Below are 21642 nucleotides of genomic sequence, written 5' to 3'. Positions count from 1 at the left end.
GATCGTAGCGGAGAGGACGGAATTGTCCTGAAGAAGCGCAGCGGTCGCCTTTGCCACTGGATTTCAACCGCTTTATGCGGTTTCAAATCAAGAAATCCGGTGGCAACAGCGATCGTAAGGATAATCCGTCCGCGTAGCGGCCATCAATCTACGGTTATATATTTGAAGCACTGATTTTGATATTGAGCTGCTACTATTTTTCAACCTATTCGCTACGTAAAGCCGTAACCGGATCCTTCTTCGCTGCCATCTTAGCAGGAATGAAACCACCAATCATCGTAAGCACTACACTAATAATACCTAGCGATAATGCATGAATCGGATTAAGTTGGGCAACGTTCGAGAGTTCAGTGAGATTATAAAGTATAGCATTCACTGGGAATGTTAACAGATACGTAACACCAATACCAAGTAATCCTGAGCAAGCACCAATAATAAAGGTCTCTGCATTAAATACTCGTGTGATATCCTTCTTCCTTGCACCCAAGGCGCGAAGAACACCAATCTCCTTCGTTCTTTCCATAACAGAAATATAAGTGATAATACCAATCATGATCAACGATACCACGAGAGAGATTGCCGCAAATGCCACAAGCACCATGGTAATACCATCCATAATCCCACCAGAAATACGTGTAACAATGGCTGCCATATCTGTGTATACCACTTTGTTCTCTGTTTCTAAGTCTTTATTCCACTCATCCAGATAAGTAGTGATCTTTTCTTTTGCTCCAAAATCAACCGGATATAGTGAAATAGAAGCTGGAATCTCTGTTGCACCCAAGGTAGCTAACATCTCATCTTTGGTTGGAGCGACATTGGAGCCTGCAGACATAGCTGATGCCATTCCACCGGCCGGCATTGCACCTGGACGCATCCCTGCCATTGCACTTCCACCCGTTGCATCCTGAGACAATAACTCTCCAGTAATCACATTATAATCTGCTTCCTGTTGTGCCTTAACGATCTCTGAGTTTTTCGCATCCTCAATAAAATAGGTTGCAAGTTCATCAGAGTATGCAACTCCGGCAGGTAGCGTAGACATCTTGGATTCTTCCTGACCGCGAATAACACCGACGATTTTTAAAGTTGTCGCTTTGTCGCTATTATACATATCAATCAAATTCGAAACATTACCGTTAACGGTAAACTGTTCACCGTTTTTGACGTAATAATCATCATTCTTAATCAGTTTCAATTCATAACCAATCAAATCATTAAAATCTACGCGGTCTGTGTCATGCTTAATACCCAGCGCATCAAGTGAGGCATTGTCCAAACGATTATATTCATCCACTATGAGAACAAGATCCGTCATCTCTGTTGGGAAGCTTCCCTCAAGTAGATCATAGTATTGCTCTAAATAGCTGCCTGCGGCATCCCCATGCTTACTGGGATAGGAAGAAAAGCTTAGATTCCCCTTATTCAATGTTGTTGCCTTGTCTCCGTCCAACTTCAACATATTCATATTCACTGTACGAGTATAAGATATTCCATCGATAAGTGCTGGGTCAATCTTCTCAAGATAATCCATATACTCAGTAGATAATACATTATTGTGAAGAATAGAATTCTCTGTTGGATCGTATGGGAATAGTGCCTTCTCTTCCGTATAAGCAGTAAGGTCAGTACCACCAAATGAAGGATTTTGTGTCATATCAACGTTCATGGCAGTCTGACTAATCGTAATTGGAAAAGTAGAGAGTGCTCCCGTCTCATAAGAACTGATTTGCTTATCAAATCCATTCGATAATGAGAGGATTAACGCAATGCCGATAATACCAATACTAGATGCAAAAGCAGTTAATCCGGTTCTCCACTTCTTAGTTGCTATGTTTTTACCCGATAGTTTTAATGCTGTAAGAAAGCTCATGCTTGTTTTCTTGAGTTTATAATTGGATGTTAACTTTTGATTGGCTAGAGGATTGCTATCCGATACCGCCTTACCATCGGAGAACTTGATTACACGATCCGCATATTGTTCTGCCAATTCAGGATTGTGAGTAACCATAATGACAAGCTTGTCTTCCGCAATCGTCTTAATCAAATCCATGATTTGTTCACTAGTCTCTGAATCTAGCGCACCTGTTGGTTCATCCGCCAGAATAATATCAGGATTGTTCGCAAGAGCACGCGCAATAGCAACACGCTGCATCTGACCACCTGACAACTGGTTTGGTTTCTTGTGTACATGGTCTTTCAAGCCGACCTTTTCAAGCACTTCCATTGCCTTCTTATTCTTCTCCGCTGCGGGAACACCACTAAGTGTCATCCCCATTTCAACGTTATCCACGATACTTAGATGTGAAATCAGGTTATAGCTTTGGAATATAAAGCCTACACTATTATTACGATAAGCATCCCATTCTCCATCTTGAAAGTTTTTGGTGGATTGTCCGTTAATAATTAGCTCTCCACTGTCGTACTGATCAAGACCACCGATCACATTTAATAAGGTCGTCTTACCAGACCCACTCTGTCCGAGGATAGCAACAAATTCGCTCTCCCTGAAATTAAGACTTACCTTGTCCAGGGCAACTTGCGTGAATTCCCCAGTCTTATAACTTTTTGTAATATCTTTTAGCTGTAACATACCGATGTTTCTCCCTCCTGATACTCTTTCTCTCTTTGTTTATAGTACTCAGTATATCAACCATATATAAACTAAACCTAAACTAAGTTAATCTTCTTCAAGTTAAACTTCTTCAAGTTAAACTTCTTCCTTCTTACAACTGCCACACATTAGCGGTTGAGATTTACTTTATATTTATGCGTTATACTAATATTCGTACAAGCCTATAAATGAAATGGCTCAATTTAGAAATCAGTGATTGACTGTACAAGCGAACAGAGCGAAGGGTCGGAGGGATTCTGAAGAAACGGTAGTGTTCGCCTTTAAAGCCCTATTTCAACCGATAATCCTTTTTTATTCAAGAAATAGGGCTTTAACAGCGATTGTAAGAACCCTCCGACCCGCAGCGGCGTCCATTCGATCAAAGGTTGTTCACTGATTTTGGTGTCTAGACATTTCTTTTTGGTGTTGAGACGTTTCATTTACTTTTCATATCACAAATACCTTCGGAGGTACCTTTATGTTTAATATCCTAGTCGTTGAGGATGACAAGAAATTACGTCAGTTATTCTGCACGGTTCTTACCAGAAATGGTTATCGCGCACTATCTGCGGAAGATGGGAAAGATGCACTCTCTATTTTAGATAAGGAATATGTAGATTTGATCATTTCAGATATTATGATGCCGCATATGGACGGTTACGAACTTACCAAAACCCTCAGAGAAGCAAACTTTAATCTTCCCATCTTAATGGTAACGGCAAAGGAAAACTTTGCTGACAAGCAACGAGGGTTTCTCGTTGGAATAGACGATTATATGGTAAAGCCAATTGATGTTAATGAAATGATACTACGAGTCGGAGCACTGCTACGCCGGGCCAAGATTGTGAGTGACCGTAAATTAGAATGTGGGAATACTCTATTGGATTATGATTCGTTAACCGTATCTCAGTATGAAGAAAGCATTCTTCTTCCACAGAAAGAGTTTTATTTATTGTACAAACTATTATCGTATCCGAATAAGACCTTCACCAAGCAGCAGTTGATGGACGAAATATGGGGTATGGATTCTGAATCTGATGAACACACGGTAGTCGTGCATATTAACCGCTTGCGAGAGCGGTTTAAGGGTTGTGCCGATTTTGAGATTATCACCGTAAGAGGTCTGGGTTATAAGGCGGTGAAACCGACATGAAAAAGTCTATCTTCAAAAGTCTTTGGTGGTATTTTGTGTCATTAGTATTTTTAATTATCTTGTCATCCTTACTGATTATGGCACCATTAGCGTTTTTGTACATTCATTTCTCAAATACAACTCAACACGGTAGAGTTCCTTTTTCACCCATACTAGTCATTGTATTGCTCAGTCTTGTTATCGGTAGCATCATTACGATCATGGTAGGGAAAAAAATATTATCCCCGATTACTATTTTCAGCAATGCTGCAAAAGAAATCGCCAAGGGAAACTTTGAAATTGAGTTAAATGAATCCCATCGAATTAATGAAATTAGTGAAATGGCGCATCATTTCAATATTATGGCCCAAGAATTACGCAGCATCGAAACGCTACGCAATGACTTTGTAGTAAATGTATCTCATGAATTTAAGACACCTATTGCTTCCATTGAAGGCTATGCCACATTGTTACAAGATAAGACCATCACAGAAGAAGAACATGATGAATATACAGAGATGATTATAGGTAGTGCGCGGCAATTGTCCATGCTTTCCGGCAATATTCTGAAAATTTCCAAACTCGAAAATCAAGAAGTAATATCCGAGAAAAAGGAATATCGATTAGATGAGCAACTAAGGCAAGCCATATTACTATTAGAGACCCTGTGGGAACCTAAACAAATGACGCTTAATATTGAGCTTGAGAAAGTTCATTATTACGGTAACGAAGAACTTATGATGCAGGTGTGGTTGAATCTATTAGGAAATGCGATTAAATTTACGCAAGCGGGCGGAGAAATATCGGTAAATCTTGTACCACAAAATGACTATATTTCAATCACAATATCCGATAATGGTATCGGCATGGAGAAGAATGTAAGGAAGCACATATTTGAAAAGTTCTATCAAGGAGATCATGCCAGGTCTGGCGAAGGAAACGGACTCGGTCTTTCATTAGTCAGTCGTATTATCAACTTATGTGGGGGTACGATTGAGGTGGAAAGCGAATTTGGCGTAGGTTCAACCTTTACGGTCAAGTTACCTATTGATTAGTACGATCATGTCCTCCCATAATACAAATAACCGCCCGACTAACCTAAGAAGGTTAACCCGGGCGGCTGCTATTTAATTCGCTGATTTCACTTCTGGCTTATATATCGAATCACGATCCCCATCCATTATTAATAATGATTTAGCTGGTATTTTTGAGGCTCCAAACATAAATTCAGTTTCCGAAAAATTGGCTACAACTCTTAAGTCCTCACCATATTTCGTCATTTGAACCAGCCTATCGTCTGATAGAACCTTATAGTCAGTCATTTCTCTAGTTATTGCCTTTTTGCTGAATTCCGACCATACCTTAGAGTGATTTATGATGGTTTCTTTATGCTTTTTCCACTCATCTTTATCTATGTGATATAAAGGCGGGACATTATAAAGTACTTCATACAACATTCTATTTGATATTTCATCTTCAATTTTCAGTGTCCCCCATCCCCACCAATAGGCTGTAACCACTGCATCGTTGTAGACCAGCTTGTACAATGGGATGTTATACGTTTCATCCAAAAATAACTTTTTATAGTTATCTTTTAAAGGTATTTGTTTAGCAAATAATTCAGGAACTCCGCCCGTACTAGAGTAATATCTTCCTACGTAATAATCGCTATTTTTGTTGCTACTCATGTCCTTATCCATCCAGGAAAATGACGGCATTTCTATTCCATGTGCAAAGGCGATACTTTTGTTAGCAAAATCATTCCCGCCCTCCGTACCTACAACCATTCCATGCTCTGCTTGAAGATATTCCATTCTCTCCATTCTTGCCTTGATATCTTCTTCTTCCGTGGTAATATGCGCAGGTGAATAATCATCGAATACCTCACCAGTTCCATCTGTGTCTAAAAACTATGAGTTAAATGGTAATCCCGTATCTAAAATAGAGTTAACCCGCTCTTTTACACTGGGCATTGCCAAAGTCGGATTCAATTTTCTACCTACACCTTGGAATCCTTCAATTTTGTTACCGTCCTTATTGGTTACGGTAGCATCCTCAAATAGCGAAGTATCCGTAAACTTAGCTGTTTCCCACTGCTCTTCACCTGGTTTATGGATCGAATGATAAGAATCATAGGTGCCAATTAGATATCCTTGATCATTTGCTTCTTGTACCAACTCTGGTTTGATAAATCCTTCTTGCCAGTCATCCAAACCGATCCACATTTTGTCTATGCCCGAATCCTTCATAGCCTTTATCACATCAACTGTATTTGCATCTGCCCATTTATCTATGGGGTCAACTAGATTTCCAAGGACGCTTTTAAGAAGCATCTTATTTAATTCAATCAATTCTACAGGATTTAAATTCTCCACACCTTTGTTTAATAATCCTTGAGTTTCTTTGTCTGTATCCGTAAATATTTCCGCGTTATAAAACTCCTTCAACTGTATTACGGAGCTCAAGCTTTTTAAAATTCTGCTTTTGGTATACTTGTCTATATAATCTAAGGAAGTCATGTCATCATACGCTGATCCAAGTTCTGCCCCATCTTCCACCTTAGTATTTAATAAATCTTGAATCCATAATTTCAATTGGACAGGAAATTCGCTCCTAAATTGATCCCATTTAATATTTTCCTCAGAAATCACACTTCTATCCCAAAAATAAACATGCGGAGCGCCATATAGCTTTTCAATATTGCTATTTTTTTTAGCCTTCTCCGCGAGAGTTTTGAACTCTCCCTTTTCAATCAGATAGTTCTTATAAGTCTTTGCAACATTCACCGGATTTTTCTCCGTAAGATATATCCTAAACCCATATTCCTTAGTCTCATTTATCGAAGTGTACTCATGATTAAAAGCAAACTCAATTCCTTGTTCTGTATCAAACGAAATCTCATTATTATAAGGATTTTTAATTATATAAACTAATGAGTATTTACTCTTATCCACTGCAAAAAACTGCATAGAGAAAGACTCAATTACTTTCACTGTTTCTTCGTTTAAATACTCTTTCCAAACTTCATCACCACTCGGAATATACTTCCCTTGGTGCAGCGGAAGCATATATCCCTCTCCTTTTACTAATGGCCATGCGAAGGAATTTCCATCTTTTTTATTCGATTTTATTGTTAAATCTATATATTGCTCCTTTTGTTCAATTTCAACATCGATGTCCTTTTCAGGATACGTCCAGGTCACTTTATCACCATTGTTATTTAAGTCGGATACCTTCATTTCTGTTAATGGCTCAGATACGGTCTCCGTAATACCGCCGGATTCCACCTCAAGCTTAAAGGTTGTAGGATCTACATTAAATTTAAAATCTAGACTTTCTTGCTGTGAATTCACCTCTCTCCCTTTGACATTTTGGTCGTCTGTACATCCTGCGAGCAAGCTTACTACAGTTGCAGTAACTACAACGATCGATAATATTCTTTTCGTTTTCATATTGATTCCCCCCTGACACGTATACTAACTTAGGGGTGTTACGTGAATGTTACAACAAATATTCAACGAATAAAACAACCCATCACGCGGGAAAATAACCAAGGTGTTCAACGCACATTACAATTTTATGTTCAGGAGGTGCACCCTTGGCAAAACCCGACGATCGGTCTGATAATGTTCAGAAACTGAATGAAAGCATTCAGAATACGGTTTCAAATTTCCGCGAAGGCCAAAAATATTTAACCGAATTCTCTGAAGAGCTTTCGAGCGAACAGAAGCATCAAATCGAAAAAAAGAATGCAAAACGCCTTAACGCAATTGATGGCTTTCGAGAAGAAGTAAAAGATGAGCAAGCCGATCAACAATAAGTACAAACAACAAAAACAAGATCTCCTTCATTTGAAGAGAGATCTTGTTTTTGTGTTTTATCCGATCAGGGGGCTTCCCCATTTAATTCACCGAATTCAGCAACTTCTTTAGTGTATCCATATCATGAACCGACACTAATTGCTCAAGATGATCAAATATCTGCTGCTCATCCCAATTCCACCATTGAAGCTTAAGTAAAGCTATAATCGTTTCGTCGTTGAAGCGCTTCTTAATTACCTTTGCAGGGTTACCGCCAACAATGGTATAGGGTTCAATGTCCTTTACAACAGTTGAGTTCGAAGCAACAATCGCCCCGTCACCCATCACTGCCCCTGGCATAATTGTGACATTTTGACCCAACCATACATCATTACCAATCACTGTGTCACCTTTAAAAGGTAACTGCTCTAGTGTTGGAGTGACCTTCTCCCAACCTCCAGCAAAAATATTAAAAGGATATGTTGTAATCCCATCCATCCGATGATTAGCACCATTCATAATAAAAGTAACCCCTTCAGCAATGGCACAAAACTTACCGATTATCAGCTTATCTCCTAAAAATTCATAATGATGCTGAATATGGTCATAGAAATTCTCAGGTGAATTCTTATTGTCGCTGTAATAAGTATAATCACCAATCTCAACGTTTGGCCTACTGGGCAAATTCTTAATGTAACAAACGGTTCTTATATTTTCATTAGGATACAGTTTATTTTTATCTGGTGCTATTGTCATACAATCACTCCTCTCAGCGTTCTCTCATCGCCTTGAATTGGTTCATCATTCCTACAAATGTTTCTCTATAATTTATTATTACCTTTTTTTTTATTGTTTTTTCTTTATTTTCTTCATAAATTCATTTTTCTTTTCGGTAATAGCATGAATTTCATTGATCAACAAACCATCTCTCTTATGTCCCTGCTCAATAAAGAACATGGAAACGGCCCCTAAACCTACATGCGTACCTACGGCCACACCCATTTGCATAATAAAAATTTCACCTGTGAATTCTGTTTCTTGTCTGATCTTATCCAATAGAGTTTCAGCAATTGCTCGCTCTGAAGTGTACCCTATAATAATGAAGTCTGTGATATCCCAGTCATTTCTCAGAGTAAACTCTCTCACATAATGGTTCAGGACTCCCTTAAGTCCTCTTTCCTTTGCTACAATTGCGCCTTTGCCATTTCTCATCGACATGATCGGTTTGATTTTCAGAATCCTACCAATTAAGGCACTAGCATTTGTCAGTCTCCCACTTCTAATTAAGTGATTTAAATCATCCACACAGAGAAAGTGCTTCACATTTCTTTTAAAGGTTTCATTAAAATGAACTAATTCGTCAAAACTAAACCCTTTGTCTCTCAACATAGCCGTTTTCAAAATTAACCATCCACTACCCTGGCTCATCGATCTTGAATCTACTACATGAATTTTAATCGAAGAATCCGGATGATCTTCAAAGAAAGATTCTTTCGCCAATTCAGCAGATTGATAAGATCCACTGGTCCCACTCGACATACAGATACATAATATTTCTGTGCATCCATCTGTAATAGCTTGGTCAATAATTTTCAAATATTCTGAAGGGTTTGGCATCGATGTAGTTGGGCTTTCTTCAAGATTATCAAGAATAGCGTAGAAATCATCCGCTTTAATATCGATTTTATCTCTATTTTCTTTACCATTTATACTTATCGTTAATGGCGCGATCCCAATGTTATATTTCTCAATTATCTCGTCAGTTAAGTCACAAGTTGAATCCGCCATTATTTTAATGATCTTAATTCCCCCAAATATATCGATTTAAGTTCTGGTTAGTCTTCTAAGCTAGCATATATGAGAGGGATTTATAGGTAAAGAAATGTTCACCTAGATTGAACGGAATTTGTCGATTTTTGACTACACGGTCACACAATTATTGATTCTCTGGGGAATTCCCCCAAATGATCTATCATATTTATGAAATCATTTCTTCATCTTAATAAAATCGGACAAAAAAAGAAAACGACGTATGTTCAGCCGTTTTCTTTAGTAATGAGAGTATTTTTAGTTCATTTGAATCAAGATGAAGACTTATCTTGCCCCGGAACGATACAACTACCATCCGTACATAAATCAACATCTGGGTCACCAAGTACGGTAAAAGATGGATGTTCTTCATCCCAAGCTTTCTGCAGTGCACCTAGGAATGTATCGCTTGATTGCGCCCCAGATACAGCATATTTGCGGTTAATAACAAAAAACGGAACACCTCTAACGCCAATCTGCATTGCTTCCTGCTCATCCGCACGCACTTCGTTACTGAATTCCCCACTCTTCAATACTTGGAGAGCTTCAGCACGATCAAGTCCCACCTCAGCAGCCAAATCAGCTAGTGTTTCTTGATTACCAACATGTAGCGTATCGGTAAAATGAGCCTTCAGTAAACGTTCCGTCATCTCTTTAAGCTTCCCTTTGGATGCTGCAAAATGGGATAAGCGATGCGCGTCGAATGTGTTCGTCTGAATTGTACGATCGAAATAATAATCCAGACCCAGCTCTTTTGCCTGCTCCGTAATATTGTTCGTATTGGCGATGGCCTGCTCGCGGCTCATGCCATATTTGGATGCAAGCATTTCATATACATTCGGATTACCATCAACAGGCATATCCGGCGCAAGCTCAAAGCTCTTATAAACAATTTCAATTTCTTCTTTATGTGCAAACTGCTGTAATCCAGCTTCAAACTTACGTTTTCCTATATAGCAGAACGGACACACATAATCGGACCATATTTCAACTTTCATTATTCATACCTCCATGATCTCTAGATGTCTTCATTATAACCCGACTATTATAAAAAAGTAAGTTATTTTACAAAAGATATTAAGTAAGTAAAATAACTTAACTATTAAATCTATTTATCTGTTCCAAAGTACTTATTCGTAGGTAACTCAAAATTCCAAGGACCTCTTATCACCACTTCTGGATCATTTATCGTTAACTTCATCACTTTGCTACCCGGCTTAATATCAAATTGAAGATATTCTAGTGCTTTTGTGTGTTCATTAAATTTGCCCATGTAACTTTGAGCATCAATCTTAAAATTAATCAACGATTCCGTAGCTTCCTCATTAAAGTTAAGGTCTACGTACATTCTAAGCTGATCCTTATCTACAACTTCAAGTTTTGTTATTTTAACGGGGAAACCTGCGATTTCGAATGTTTTGTCACTATCCGCAGTCGTATCGCTTGGAATATCTAAAGAGATCTTGACTTTATCATTATAAGTCACGTTAATCTCAGGGATCGTTAGGTTATAGGTTGGAACATCGCTATCAGATAATTCGAAGTAAAACTCGTTTGCTGGACTTGAAAGCAATGGTTTACTCCGATTTAGTTCAGAGATAGGCGAACTAACATAATGTTCGCTTGCAATGCTTGAAGACACCATAAACTGTTTTATTTCATGCCTATTTCCTTTCTCATCTATAACGTCTATCTTCTGATCCCCGTGTATACCTTGTATACCAAAATTAATAATTTTAATTTCCTGAGGAACTTGTGACACTAAAGAAATTCTAGCAGTCCCCCCAATGCGGCTAGCAATTGCAGTGATGGTCACTCCGTTCTTCGTGTCCGTTTCTCCCATATCTTGATAACTATTATATGTCTCTGCCTTTGTGAGTGTAAGTGGAATGATGATTTCTGGATTATCTTCTATAATAATTTGTACCTTCCCTTTGAGGTCCAACTTCCCCTGTTGCCAAAAGGACCCTCCCCATTGGCCCGACGTACTACTTGTTACGCCAGATTCCAAGTTATACTCTATTCCTTCTTCATTGATTATTTTGATACTTTGAAGCCTAGTTGTATTTTCTCCGGACATCGTAATAACGGTCATTTCGTCTTCAACAACCATACCCGTTATCACAACGAATCCCCCCTCCACTTCCGTAGTAATGGGCTCCTTAAGCACATACCTTTCCTGAGGAATCTCTTCTTCCACAACCATCCCTATTCCAGGGAAATACTGTAGAGCTTTTTGGATTGCCGCTATAACTTGAGTATTAAAAATAGCTGTTGTTATCAGAATGAAGGCTACGACCAGCGCAACTATGGTCTTTCGAGGGGTCCATCGCTTCATGCTTTGTCTGGATTCTACTTGTTCAAGCTTTGCTTGCTTAATCCCCATTTGACTTCTCAGATGGAGTTGTGGTGGGATCTCGATTTTATCGATTTCTTGTTTTATATTATTGTTCATACAAATCACCCTCCTCTGTTAGTCGGCGGAGTTTTTTCAAAGCTCGATATAGAATCGTCTTAACTGACCCCAGTGGAATAGATAAGATTTCCGCAGTCTGCTGAATCGTATAATCGTGATAAAATTTTAAAATGATGACACTCTTCTCATCCTCATCTAACAGATCAATTAGGTCTTTCAATGATAAGGATAGTGGGAGGTTATCATCTTCCCCATCCTTTTTCCCCTCGTAGTATTCCGGCTTTAGCTGAACCACCTTTTTCCGCTGCCTAAGTAAATCGATAGAACAACTAATCGCAATTCTGATAAGCCAGGTTTTAAAATATTTCGATTCTTTTAAGCTCGTAATGGATTTGAACGATCGATATGCGGTTTCTTGAACTACATCCAAAGCATCTTCTTGGTTTTTCAAGTACACATAAGCCGTACGATATATGTCTACTTCAAACTGTTGAAATAACTCCAAATAAGCCGTTTCGTCACCCTGCTGAGCTTTTTTGACCAAATGTATGATGTCCTTCACCTACTTCTCTTGAACTCTATACTAATTAGACGTTGCGATTTCAATTTTGGCTCTAACTATAAGAAAAAACCTCCCGTTGGGAGGCAAGTAGTATGTATTTACTCAAAAAGATGCGCAGAGGTTTGGAAGAGCGCCTCTTCCGAAATGACTTCGATCCCATTTTTTCTGAGCAGAGCCGTAGTAACCCCGCTACCAGCCAACTTTACACCTTTAAATTCGCCATTATAAATCATGGAACTTCCACACGAAGGACTGTTTTCCTTCAGGATCACGATTGAAGCTGAAACTTCACGAGCTATAATAAGCGTTTCGATAGCCCCTTTTATATACATATCTGTGACGTCCGCTCCTGTCTTACTAATGACTTTTGCACGCCCATCGAGCACATCTTCACCATTTCCGCCAACAATCTCGGCTGGTTCCCTAGGAATCGAGAAGCCTCCAAGCAACTCTGGGCACACCATGGTCACCTTATTCTCATCTAACAACCTTTGAATGTTCCCATTCAAGCAATCTGTGCCATTATATCTTACCTTTTGTCCCGCCAGACAAGAACTTACCAATATCACGAAGAACGCCTCCTGGTCCAAGCTTCTGAATAACTATACTATATATTTCGGATTCTCAACACTATAGCTGTTGAATTAGACATTCAACCCTACATATTATACTATAATGGTCATCAATGGATATCTAACATAAACTCGAACAATAGATTTCACCTTGTCCTAGGAGTGGTGCTCATGTGCGGACGATATACAATTACAGTTACAATAGAACAATTAATGATCAGATACATGACAGATGATGTGGCCATGGCCCAATATGGTCCGAGATATAACGTTGCTCCTATGCAATACATTCCGGCAGTGATTAACACTAGTTCAGGCAACAGGATCGGACAGCTTCGCTGGGGATTGGTTCCATCTAGGGCCAAAGACGATAAGCACGCAAGTAAGCTAATTAATGCCCGGGCAGAAACACTGCTGGAGAAGCCGTCGTTCAAGAAGTTGATTAGTACACGTCGCTGCATCATTCCAGCCGATGGATTTTATGAGTGGAAGAAACAGGATGACGGTAAACAACCTATGCGGATTGTGATGTCGGATCGAAGTATTTTTTCAATGGCCGGACTATACGATATTTGGGTGGATGCGGAAGGCAAAAAAACTAGCACCTGTACGATTATCACCACTACCCCAAACCGTCTGATGGAAGATATCTATGATCGGATGCCAGTGATCTTACGTCCTGAAGATGAGGCGGATTGGCTTGGAAGAAACAATAACGATGTCCAATCCTTGTTGGCATTATTGAAACCATATGACGCATCCAAAATGAGCGCGTATCCGGTTTCTTCGGCAGTAGGTAATGTGCGGAATGACTCTAAGGAATTAATCGAGCAACTCTCAATGTGATTAAATCCGTAACACTTCTCATCTTAGGCTACGATCTTATCCACTTTGGTTGGAATCATTATAGCATAGTGATAATAACCAATCGGGCAAGTAGCGTACTGCCTTTTGTTTCAAGCAAGAATGTCTCGGTTAATGGAGGCTATACAAAATTAGCTACAGGAAATGATAACATTCAAATTCGAGAGGAGAGATTGATGATGGAACCGGCTTACAAAGACAGAAGTGTTGAAGTGGAACATCGGGAGGTACAAAAGAAATCTGATTCCAGCGTTGTCGCGTCTACCTTTATTAAATACGCAGCTTATATCATCATATTTTTCGGAGCACTTTACTTCTTGGTCAAATATGTATTCCCTCTGTTCTGATCGTTAAAAAAGAACATTCAACAAGAAATCCATCCCCTTCAACTAGCGGGATGGATTTCTGTTTTCCGATGACTAATGACTCTAATCATCTGACTGAGGTACGCCTATTTGCATTTCTAATTATATGTTACAGCCTTGTTTAATCTGAGAAATAAGCATTTATAAGAATCGCTTTTGAGCAATTGAGTACATACTCTTCGTCGTCAAGTTGTTCTTGAACCTTTGTTCGCCATGTATCTTCGTCTAATAAAGTTGAAACTGTGACACCATACCAACTCTCAACATCCTGACGTGTGACTTGATAGTCTAAATCCATGAAATCAAAATTAATCGTATTAAGGTTGTCAATCAGTGCAAAAGCAGCCGTTGCATTATAGATCAGACTTTGTTCTACCATTGTTCTTCCGATGCCCGATACCGTATCTTTATAATTGATTTGAGCTGTTAATTGATCGGAATAAAGTTGATATGTTCTTTCAATATGGTTCAAAGGTAACGAACTGATCAAATGATCGAAATTAGAGAAATCGCCCATGTATTTACTCTTGAATTTCAAGACATTACCGATGTCGTGTGTACGTGGATCTTGCTGCTCGGTTATATATCGCTGCTCATTTTGTTCCTTTTGAGGGATGATCCAGCCTTGTACCACTGCAAATAAGCCAATCCCAAGAACAAGTAGAACCATGATGATCATATTTCTAGTCTTCATCACGCTCACCTACCTCATATTTTACAATTAGTTTCGACGAAGCTTGAAATAGCAAAGGAATGATGACAGAAACAAACGGAAGTGCATACTTGATTGCTAATACAGCAAATTGATAAGGACCCCCCATTTTAATCTGATGCGAAAACCAGATATTGCTACCAAAATCAATGGCTACATTACCTAGTGTCCACACCGTAATAAATAGACTCCAGATCAACCAAATGGATCTCCGGTACCGCTTCACAACTTCCATATCACATATGAATGTCATATTCACAAACCGATTTGCTTTTATAAATCTTAAGATCAAAAATAGCACTCCAATTACAATAACGGCAATTAAAAGAAGCCCATTTAGCAAAGTTCCCTCACCAACGATTCTAAGTGGTATGGTTAAAATCCACGCAATTAGACAATACAACAAAGCGATTTGTAGTAACTCTGTTACGTATCTGGTGAAATAAATTTTTATGTTCCCCTTATCCAATAAAAAATCGACACTATCGATACTTTCGGTAGCAACTCTTATTGCTTGCTTATGCTCCATACCACCCGATGTGAGGTCAGCCACTTTAGCTTCAAGATTACTTAAAATCTCTGCCTTCAAATCATTTGTTTCTTTATTATCCTTATGTCCTTTAAATAACTGGTCCACGTAACTTTGTAATGGATTCATTCTGATCCCTCCAACAAGATTAATGCACGTCAACTTACCTCGTAGGTATTTAGGTATTCATAGGTATGTACCTAATCCTCTAATAACTTGTCGATTAATTCCCTGGCTATCTTCCAATCGGCGAGATTGCGCTGATATGTCTCCATCCCAGCTGCTGTCACCTTATAATACTTGCGCCTACCCCCTTGGCTTTCATCGCCCCAATAAGACTGGATAAGTTGATTAGACTCTAGCCTTTTTAAGCTTGTGTACAGCGAAGGTTCTTTCAACTCGTATTTACCGTTGCTTTTTTTCGCAATAGCTTTAATAATTTCATAGCCGTAATTGTCTCCGTCAAATAACACCCGAAGAATGATGGTATCGATATTGCCCCGAATTAAATCGCTGCTAATACTGTTTTCCTTCATGATTGTTCACCTCACAGGTGTATCATATAAAATATTACTATGTGTGTCAATGTACTTCGCCATGAATAAAACACTCATTTTTTTGAATACAAAAAAAAGCCCAAGCATGATCTGCTTGAGCATGTGGCTATGCCACCTTTGTCTTAATGTATCTTCTCGTTACAGTAACGACTCTGCCCCATCAATGACGATCCTCGCCCCGGTGATATGTATCGCTTCATTTGAGGCTAGGAATGCCACCAAATCCGCAACATTCTCGGCTTCACCTGGTCCGTCCGCGAGGGGTTGAGCTCCTTCCGGATACTCCACAGGGATAATAATCTCTTTCAAATCTTCACTAACTTCCGTACTGGAGTCAATATTCGTGGCTATCGCACCTGGGCAAATCACATTTACCCGGATCTTATACTTGGCTAACTCTAGCGCCGCCATTTTGGCAAAAGCGACTTGTCCGGCTTTCGTCGTACTGTACGCCGACATCCCAAAACCTGAGAAACGATCATTACCGTTAATGGAACTGGTGATAATGATACTCCCCCCGCCCTGCTTTTTCAGGTAGGGCACTGTATGTTTGACAGTTAGAAAGGTACCGTTCAGATTAATGCTCATCGTCTTCTGCCAATCCTCAATACTAATTTCTTCAATAGGTCCCACGGCACCATTAATACCTGCATTAGCGAACACTATATCGATAGCACCAAAATGTTCAGCTACCTCACGAACAGCCTGTTCTACTCGCACCGGGTCAGACACATCCACATCGAAGGCATGGGACATTCCGGGGTGAATATTGTTAATCTCTGCTTCCGTACTTTGGGTTCGATCATTCAGAAGATCAAAGAGAGCTACCTTAGCTCCTTCCTTAGCAAGCTTAATCGCTGCCGCCTTACCTATTCCAGACCCGGCTCCCGTCACGATGGCACACTTCCCTTGAAATCGCCCACTGTTCACTTGATTTATCGACATGATGTCACACTCTCCTATTTTTTAAAAATTGAGGTTCTTGGATTCGGGACTTCATAATGAGTTCCTGTCTCAAGATTACCCCAAAAGAGGTGTAATTTAATCATCCGCCTACTTATAGATCTCTTTTCATGAAAATTTGCAGTGAAATCCGGTATGAAATGAATAGACAGAGGAGCACACTGCAAAGACCGAACCACCATACGGCCGCTTGATGGGACACCATCCAATTCATAAGTTCAACCGAGTCACTATCATTAATAATCCCTGCAATAGCCGTACTTCCACCCATCACTACGGCCATCATGGCCACATTTAGAATTTGAGCCCCTCTATGCGCTAGCCAGTAGTAGAGTGGTAAATAAATCAAGACTACCAGAATCATACTAAACAACATTCCTGTAACAAATTGTAGATTCCATCCAATCTGCCCATTATTATATAAATCCGACATCCCATTTATAAACATACAAAGCACAAATCCAAGTACGATGAAGATCAGAGAGTTTGTATATTTTGAAATCACCAAAAATCTTCGATTTACCGGAAGGCTAACCAGAAATTGCTGATTAGATATCCGCATATCCAAGCTATTTAATAGAATAAAAATCATACCGGGGAGAAGACCGAATAGCATTTGACTGTCCTTATGAAAAAGTGAGGAAAATACAACAGCATAAATCAAAATTAACCATAAATAACGCTGAATCAACTGAAAATCCTTGCGTAATAAAGTAGCCATACTATGCATGTTGATTCCCTCCTTTTGACGTAAAATACATGATCTCTTCTAAAGTAGGCTGTTGGTACAGGACGCGATCCCCAAACAACTCCATAGCTTTTTTACGTTCTCTAGCCAAGCCCTCAAATCCTACAGCCGTCTCTCTTACGCCAACTAGTTCTTTTCTCACATCTGCATCTAATAAACTACTTGCACCCTTCACGAGCAAATAACGCTCCAGTACATCGTCTTTGGTATCTGATAATACGAGATTTCCCTTATTTAAAAATGTTATATAGTCCGCTACCCTGTCCAGATCGGTTGTCAGATGTGTTGAGAATAGAATACTCTTCTCTTCATCCATGATGTATTCTGAAAGTAAGTCTAGCAATTCTCGCCGGAAGACCGGATCAAGCCCCGCGGTAGGTTCATCCATAATTAACAGAGAAGGATGATACGATAAGGCCATCGCGATGGAGAACTTCATCTTCATTCCCTTGGAACAATCCTTAATCTTCTTACGCTCCGGCAATTCAAACAAAGTCATGTATTTCGTGTAGGCATCCTCATCCCAACGACTATAAAAAGGAGCAATAATCTGCTTCATCCGCCCCATCGTAATACAATCATAAAATATGTTCTCATCAGAAACATACCCAATCTCTTCCTTATAGTCACCACTATGAGGACTTAACACATTTCCCAAGACCGAAATACTACCTTTATCAGGTTGAACCATGCCCATAATCATCTTGATGATCGTACTCTTACCGGCCCCATTAGGGCCAATTAGTCCAGTAATGTAACCCTTGGGTACACCAAACGTCACATCCGACAGTTTATAGTTCTTATAAGTTTTGCTAACCCCTGTCACTTCGATCGCATTACTCATTTACTATCGCCCTCTTTCTCCAGTAGCTTAATCCATTCCACTAATTCTTCCGTGCTCAGCGGAATACTTCTACATTCCTCTAGCACTTCTCGTATTTTATCTTCTAACATCTTAAGCCGCTGTTCCCGAATAAATTCCTGACTCCCGCCAGACACGAACGAACCTTTACCTACAACAGAATCAATAAGTCCTTCCTGCTCTAACTCGTTATATGCCCTTTTTGTTGTGATGACACTAATCTGAAGATCCTTTGCAAGTTGCCGAATGGAAGGAAGCGGTGTACCTGGGGCTAACTCTCCTTGCAGAATGCTAGCCCTGATCTGCCTGACGATCTGCAAATATATTGATTCTCCAGATGATTGGGAGAGTAAAATGTTCATGGTCACCTTCCTTTGTTAATTTGTTGGATTTTAATTTAATGTATATATACAATATATACACTTATCTAAAAATTATCAACTTTTTTTCAACAAAAAAAACCACCCTATTTGAAGTGACCCCCTAAATGGTCAAGACCCCAATTAGTAGACACTGTAAAAACACCTAGGACACAAGCTGGTTCCTGTACTCAACAGGAGTCAGCTTGTTTAATTTTCGTTGTGCTCTATCTTCGTTATAAAAACGAATAAATTCTTCAATTCTTCTTTGTGCCTCATCGGTACTTCGTATATCATAAGGGTAGAGTGCTTCGACTTTAAGATGAGAGAAGAAGCTCTCGATTGAGGCGTTGTCATAACAATTCCCTCGACGTGACATGCTGATTTGGGCTCCAACCTGTGGCAGCATGTCATGGTAAGCATGAGACGTGTACTGGCTTCCTTGATCGCTGTGAACGATCAGCCCGGTCACGTCTTTATGCTTTTCAAACGCCTTTCGAAACGTCTCTAAGACAAGCGGATTGTCATTATTCCTACTAATGTGGTATCCGACGATTTCGTTATTCCACAGATCTTTAATGGCAGATAAGTAAATCTTGTCATCAAAAACACGATATTGCGTAACGTCTGTTGCCCATTTCAGATTAGGCTTATCGGCTTTAAAGTCTCGGTTCAACAAGTTCTCTGCGATCCTTCCATCCGAAACAGCCGCCTCATGACTTGTTCTATGGACGTACTTACGGCGTATAATCGCTTGAATACCTAGCTCCTGCATGAGTCGTAGAACCTTCTTATGATTCACTACAAGACGATATTGGCGATACAATTCATCCTGTATACGACGGTATCCTACAGTCTTGTTACGTTGCTCATAAATGATACGGATCTTAAGCTTCAAATCCTCGTCAATATGCTTATTCTTGCGCTTTAAATAAGCATAGTAACCGCTTCTGCTAATCCCCAAATATACACAGAGCTCCTTTACGGTTTGTTTATGCTTAAGTTCGTCGATGACGACATATCTATCCTGCAACCCTCCCGATTCAAGATTTGTAACCACTTTTTTAGGACATCTACCTCCAACTGCAAACGACGCAACTCACGCTCTTGCTCTGTTTCAGCCTTGTGTGGATCTCCACGTCTATCTTCAAATGCAGCTTGTCCTTCTGTCCGATACTTCCTCACCCAAACCTTAACACGGTTTTTATCGTTTATTTCTAAGTGTTCTGCAATCTTTCTGTAGCACCATCCATCCTCAATAAACAGTCCTACCGCTTCTACTTTAAGAGACTCAGGATAATGCTTAAACTTCTGACCCTTCTTTGCTGGCATAAAAAATGCACCCCCTAGAATTTCATCGGCTAAACCCGGGGGTTTTTCCAATGTCTATTCTAAGGGGTGCACTTCAAAGCGACCGGGTTCTGATTAAACCGTTCTAATTAAGAACGTTTCAAGTTGTAGAAAGATTTCAAGCCGTTGTATTGAGCAAGTTCTCCCAATTGGTCTTCGATGCGAAGCAATTGGTTGTATTTAGCAACACGGTCTGTACGGGAAGGAGCACCCGTTTTGATTTGACCAGCGTTAGTCGCAACTGCAATGTCAGCGATAGTGCTATCTTCGGATTCACCTGAACGGTGAGAGATAACTGCTGTGTAACCAGCGCGTTTAGCCATTTCGATAGCATCGAAAGTTTCAGTCAATGTACCAATTTGGTTAACCTTAACCAAGATGGAGTTACCGATACCTTTTTCGATACCTGTTGCAAGACGCTCAGTGTTTGTAACGAACAAGTCGTCACCAACCAATTGGACTTTGTCGCCCAATTTTTCAGTAAGCAATTTCCAACCATCCCAGTCGTCTTCGGACATACCGTCTTCGATTGTAATGATTGGGTATTTTTCAACCCATGAAGCAAGAAGGTCAACATACTCAGCGGAAGTGTAAGATTTACCTTCGCCAGCAAGTGTGTATTTACCGTCTTTGTAGAACTCAGTGGAAGCAACGTCCATACCCAAGAATACGTCAACACCTGGTTTGTAACCAGCTTTTTCGATAGCCTCGATGATTGTAGTGATTGCTTCTTCATTCGAACCAAGGTTCGGCGCGAAACCACCTTCGTCACCTACAGCTGTGTTCAAACCTTTAGAACTGAGTACGGATTTCAAGTTGTGGAAGATTTCTGCTCCAATACGAAGAGCTTCTTTGAAGCTTGGAGCTCCTACAGGAAGAACCATGAACTCTTGAACGTCGATATTGTTGTCAGCATGCTCACCACCGTTGATGATGTTCATCATTGGTACTGGAAGAACTTTAGCGTTGAATCCGCCAAGGTATACATACAACGGAAGATCCAAAGCGTCTGCAGCTGCGCGAGCTACTGCCATGGACACAGCAAGGATTGCGTTCGCACCCAATTTACCTTTGTTATGTGTACCGTCCAAAGCGATCATCAATTTATCGATGCCCACTTGGTCAAGTGCGTCCATACCAATAACTTCAGGAGCGATTAGCTCATTTACGTTCTCAACAGCTTTAAGTACGCCTTTACCAAGGTAACGGGCTTTATCGCCATCACGAAGTTCAACCGCTTCATGGGCACCGGTAGATGCACCGGAAGGAACGATTGCGCGTCCGATTGCGCCGGACTCCAGATATACTTCAACTTCTACAGTTGGGTTACCGCGAGAGTCAAGGACTTCGCGAGCATATACGTCAGAAATAATTGTCATTTGTATAGTCTCCTTTTATGGTCATTATTTTGTGAGTTAACTTAGCTAA

General features: G+C 39.9%; 22 protein-coding genes and 1 pseudogene. 5 read left to right on the top strand and 18 right to left on the bottom strand.

The window, feature by feature from the left end; all coding sequences use genetic code 11:
• Positions 1–205: 205 nt before the first annotated feature.
• The gene (locus tag EJP82_RS16905; RefSeq protein ID WP_127193254.1) at positions 206–2593 is read right to left on the bottom strand and encodes an ABC transporter ATP-binding protein/permease; all 2388 of its coding nucleotides are present in this window, start codon (positions 2591–2593) and stop codon (positions 206–208) included.
• Between the two features lie 499 nt (positions 2594–3092).
• On the opposite strand from EJP82_RS16905, the gene EJP82_RS16900 reads away from it, so the two are divergent.
• Positions 3093–3767 (top strand): response regulator transcription factor, encoded by a 675-nt coding sequence (locus EJP82_RS16900; protein WP_127193253.1) that lies wholly within the window; start codon positions 3093–3095, stop codon positions 3765–3767.
• Positions 3764–4801 (top strand): sensor histidine kinase, encoded by a 1038-nt coding sequence (locus EJP82_RS16895; RefSeq protein ID WP_127193252.1) that lies wholly within the window; start codon positions 3764–3766, stop codon positions 4799–4801. The genes EJP82_RS16900 and EJP82_RS16895 overlap by 4 nt, the downstream gene beginning before the upstream one ends.
• 72 nt (positions 4802–4873) lie before the next feature.
• Here EJP82_RS16895 and EJP82_RS28725 read toward each other — a convergent pair.
• Positions 4874–7198, bottom strand: a pseudogene (locus EJP82_RS28725) (glycoside hydrolase).
• Between the two features lie 146 nt (positions 7199–7344).
• Here EJP82_RS28725 and tlp point away from each other — a divergent pair.
• Positions 7345–7566 carry a small acid-soluble spore protein Tlp gene (tlp, locus tag EJP82_RS16885; protein WP_127193251.1) on the top strand — a complete coding sequence of 74 codons (222 nt, stop codon included), beginning with the start codon at positions 7345–7347 and terminating at the stop codon, positions 7564–7566.
• A gap of 82 nt (positions 7567–7648) precedes the next feature.
• Here tlp and EJP82_RS16880 read toward each other — a convergent pair whose 3' ends face one another.
• The 6 genes from EJP82_RS16880 to EJP82_RS16855 all read right to left on the bottom strand — a co-directional run bounded on the left by EJP82_RS16880 (position 7649) and on the right by EJP82_RS16855 (position 12902).
• Positions 7649–8302, bottom strand: coding sequence for a Vat family streptogramin A O-acetyltransferase (locus tag EJP82_RS16880; RefSeq protein WP_127193250.1), 654 nt, complete (start codon positions 8300–8302; stop codon positions 7649–7651).
• Between the two features lie 90 nt (positions 8303–8392).
• Positions 8393–9334: a DegV family protein gene (locus EJP82_RS16875; protein WP_246054206.1), complete on the bottom strand. Its 942-nt coding sequence runs from the start codon at positions 9332–9334 to the stop codon at positions 8393–8395.
• A 293-nt stretch (positions 9335–9627) separates the two neighbouring features.
• Positions 9628–10353 (bottom strand): DsbA family oxidoreductase, encoded by a 726-nt coding sequence (locus EJP82_RS16870; protein ID WP_127193248.1) that lies wholly within the window; start codon positions 10351–10353, stop codon positions 9628–9630.
• A 110-nt stretch (positions 10354–10463) separates the two neighbouring features.
• A complete protein-coding gene (locus tag EJP82_RS16865; protein ID WP_127193247.1) occupies positions 10464–11810 on the bottom strand; it encodes a hypothetical protein in 1347 nt (448 codons plus the stop codon).
• Entirely contained in the window at positions 11800–12333 is a 534-nt protein-coding gene (locus EJP82_RS16860) for a sigma-70 family RNA polymerase sigma factor (RefSeq protein WP_127193246.1), read from the bottom strand. The genes EJP82_RS16865 and EJP82_RS16860 overlap by 11 nt, the downstream gene beginning before the upstream one ends.
• A 98-nt stretch (positions 12334–12431) precedes the next feature.
• Complete coding sequence (locus EJP82_RS16855) at positions 12432–12902, bottom strand: 2-thiouracil desulfurase family protein (protein ID WP_127193245.1); 471 nt, start codon at positions 12900–12902, stop codon at positions 12432–12434.
• A gap of 174 nt (positions 12903–13076) precedes the next feature.
• Between EJP82_RS16855 and EJP82_RS16850 the strand changes: the two genes are divergently transcribed.
• On the top strand, positions 13077–13751 hold the full coding sequence (locus tag EJP82_RS16850; protein WP_127193244.1) for an SOS response-associated peptidase: 675 nt from the start codon (positions 13077–13079) through the stop codon (positions 13749–13751).
• A complete protein-coding gene (locus EJP82_RS16845) occupies positions 13748–14116 on the top strand; it encodes a hypothetical protein (RefSeq protein ID WP_127193243.1) in 369 nt (122 codons plus the stop codon). Before EJP82_RS16850 ends, EJP82_RS16845 begins: the two co-directional genes overlap by 4 nt.
• A gap of 139 nt (positions 14117–14255) precedes the next feature.
• On the opposite strand, the gene EJP82_RS16840 is transcribed toward EJP82_RS16845, so the two are convergent.
• The 10 genes from EJP82_RS16840 to eno all read right to left on the bottom strand — a co-directional run bounded on the left by EJP82_RS16840 (position 14256) and on the right by eno (position 21593).
• The gene (locus EJP82_RS16840) at positions 14256–14828 is read right to left on the bottom strand and encodes a DUF4825 domain-containing protein (RefSeq protein WP_246054219.1); all 573 of its coding nucleotides are present in this window, start codon (positions 14826–14828) and stop codon (positions 14256–14258) included.
• Complete coding sequence (locus EJP82_RS16835) at positions 14818–15504, bottom strand: permease prefix domain 1-containing protein (protein ID WP_127193241.1); 687 nt, start codon at positions 15502–15504, stop codon at positions 14818–14820. Before EJP82_RS16835 ends, EJP82_RS16840 begins: the two co-directional genes overlap by 11 nt.
• A 71-nt stretch (positions 15505–15575) precedes the next feature.
• On the bottom strand, positions 15576–15911 hold the full coding sequence (locus tag EJP82_RS16830; RefSeq protein WP_127193240.1) for a PadR family transcriptional regulator: 336 nt from the start codon (positions 15909–15911) through the stop codon (positions 15576–15578).
• Between the two features lie 159 nt (positions 15912–16070).
• Complete coding sequence (locus EJP82_RS16825) at positions 16071–16877, bottom strand: SDR family oxidoreductase (RefSeq protein WP_127193239.1); 807 nt, start codon at positions 16875–16877, stop codon at positions 16071–16073.
• A 112-nt stretch (positions 16878–16989) separates the two neighbouring features.
• Positions 16990–17625, bottom strand: a complete 636-nt coding sequence (locus tag EJP82_RS16820) for an ABC-2 transporter permease (protein WP_127193238.1) — start codon at positions 17623–17625, stop codon at positions 16990–16992.
• A complete protein-coding gene (locus EJP82_RS16815) occupies positions 17618–18487 on the bottom strand; it encodes an ABC transporter ATP-binding protein (RefSeq protein ID WP_127193237.1) in 870 nt (289 codons plus the stop codon). Before EJP82_RS16815 ends, EJP82_RS16820 begins: the two co-directional genes overlap by 8 nt.
• Entirely contained in the window at positions 18484–18867 is a 384-nt protein-coding gene (locus EJP82_RS16810) for a GntR family transcriptional regulator (protein ID WP_127193236.1), read from the bottom strand. Before EJP82_RS16810 ends, EJP82_RS16815 begins: the two co-directional genes overlap by 4 nt.
• Before the next feature lie 163 nt (positions 18868–19030).
• Complete coding sequence (locus EJP82_RS16805; protein WP_127193235.1) at positions 19031–19924, bottom strand: IS3 family transposase; 894 nt, start codon at positions 19922–19924, stop codon at positions 19031–19033.
• Complete coding sequence (locus tag EJP82_RS16800; RefSeq protein ID WP_127193234.1) at positions 19846–20196, bottom strand: helix-turn-helix domain-containing protein; 351 nt, start codon at positions 20194–20196, stop codon at positions 19846–19848. The genes EJP82_RS16805 and EJP82_RS16800 overlap by 79 nt, the downstream gene beginning before the upstream one ends.
• 107 nt (positions 20197–20303) lie before the next feature.
• Positions 20304–21593: a phosphopyruvate hydratase gene (gene eno, locus EJP82_RS16795; protein ID WP_127193233.1), complete on the bottom strand. Its 1290-nt coding sequence runs from the start codon at positions 21591–21593 to the stop codon at positions 20304–20306.
• Positions 21594–21642 lie beyond the last annotated feature (49 nt).

Origin of the sequence: Paenibacillus anaericanus, from assembly GCF_003994475.1 — a bacterium.
Taxonomy (GTDB): Bacteria; Bacillota; Bacilli; order Paenibacillales; family Paenibacillaceae; genus Fontibacillus; species Fontibacillus anaericanus.
The sequence above is the reverse complement of the archived record's forward strand: the minus strand, read 5'-3'. Positions and strand labels throughout refer to the sequence as shown.

Excerpts from the sequence above, each read along its gene's own strand:
- EJP82_RS16905 (WP_127193254.1), bottom strand. The coding sequence starts at position 2,593 with ATGTTACAGCTAAAAGATATTACAAAAAGTTATAAGACTGGGGAATTC.
- EJP82_RS16900 (WP_127193253.1), top strand. The coding sequence starts at position 3,093 with ATGTTTAATATCCTAGTCGTTGAGGATGACAAGAAATTACGTCAGTTA.
- EJP82_RS16895 (WP_127193252.1), top strand. The coding sequence starts at position 3,764 with ATGAAAAAGTCTATCTTCAAAAGTCTTTGGTGGTATTTTGTGTCATTA.
- EJP82_RS16880 (WP_127193250.1), bottom strand. The coding sequence starts at position 8,302 with ATGACAATAGCACCAGATAAAAATAAACTGTATCCTAATGAAAATATA.
- EJP82_RS16875 (WP_246054206.1), bottom strand. The coding sequence starts at position 9,334 with ATGGCGGATTCAACTTGTGACTTAACTGACGAGATAATTGAGAAATAT.
- EJP82_RS16870 (WP_127193248.1), bottom strand. The coding sequence starts at position 10,353 with ATGAAAGTTGAAATATGGTCCGATTATGTGTGTCCGTTCTGCTATATA.
- EJP82_RS16865 (WP_127193247.1), bottom strand. The coding sequence starts at position 11,810 with ATGAACAATAATATAAAACAAGAAATCGATAAAATCGAGATCCCACCA.
- EJP82_RS16850 (WP_127193244.1), top strand. The coding sequence starts at position 13,077 with ATGTGCGGACGATATACAATTACAGTTACAATAGAACAATTAATGATC.
- EJP82_RS16840 (WP_246054219.1), bottom strand. The coding sequence starts at position 14,828 with ATGAAGACTAGAAATATGATCATCATGGTTCTACTTGTTCTTGGGATT.
- EJP82_RS16835 (WP_127193241.1), bottom strand. The coding sequence starts at position 15,504 with ATGAATCCATTACAAAGTTACGTGGACCAGTTATTTAAAGGACATAAG.
- EJP82_RS16830 (WP_127193240.1), bottom strand. The coding sequence starts at position 15,911 with ATGAAGGAAAACAGTATTAGCAGCGATTTAATTCGGGGCAATATCGAT.
- EJP82_RS16825 (WP_127193239.1), bottom strand. The coding sequence starts at position 16,877 with ATGTCGATAAATCAAGTGAACAGTGGGCGATTTCAAGGGAAGTGTGCC.
- EJP82_RS16820 (WP_127193238.1), bottom strand. The coding sequence starts at position 17,625 with ATGCATAGTATGGCTACTTTATTACGCAAGGATTTTCAGTTGATTCAG.
- EJP82_RS16815 (WP_127193237.1), bottom strand. The coding sequence starts at position 18,487 with ATGAGTAATGCGATCGAAGTGACAGGGGTTAGCAAAACTTATAAGAAC.
- EJP82_RS16810 (WP_127193236.1), bottom strand. The coding sequence starts at position 18,867 with ATGAACATTTTACTCTCCCAATCATCTGGAGAATCAATATATTTGCAG.
- EJP82_RS16800 (WP_127193234.1), bottom strand. The coding sequence starts at position 20,196 with ATGCCAGCAAAGAAGGGTCAGAAGTTTAAGCATTATCCTGAGTCTCTT.
- eno (WP_127193233.1), bottom strand. The coding sequence starts at position 21,593 with ATGACAATTATTTCTGACGTATATGCTCGCGAAGTCCTTGACTCTCGC.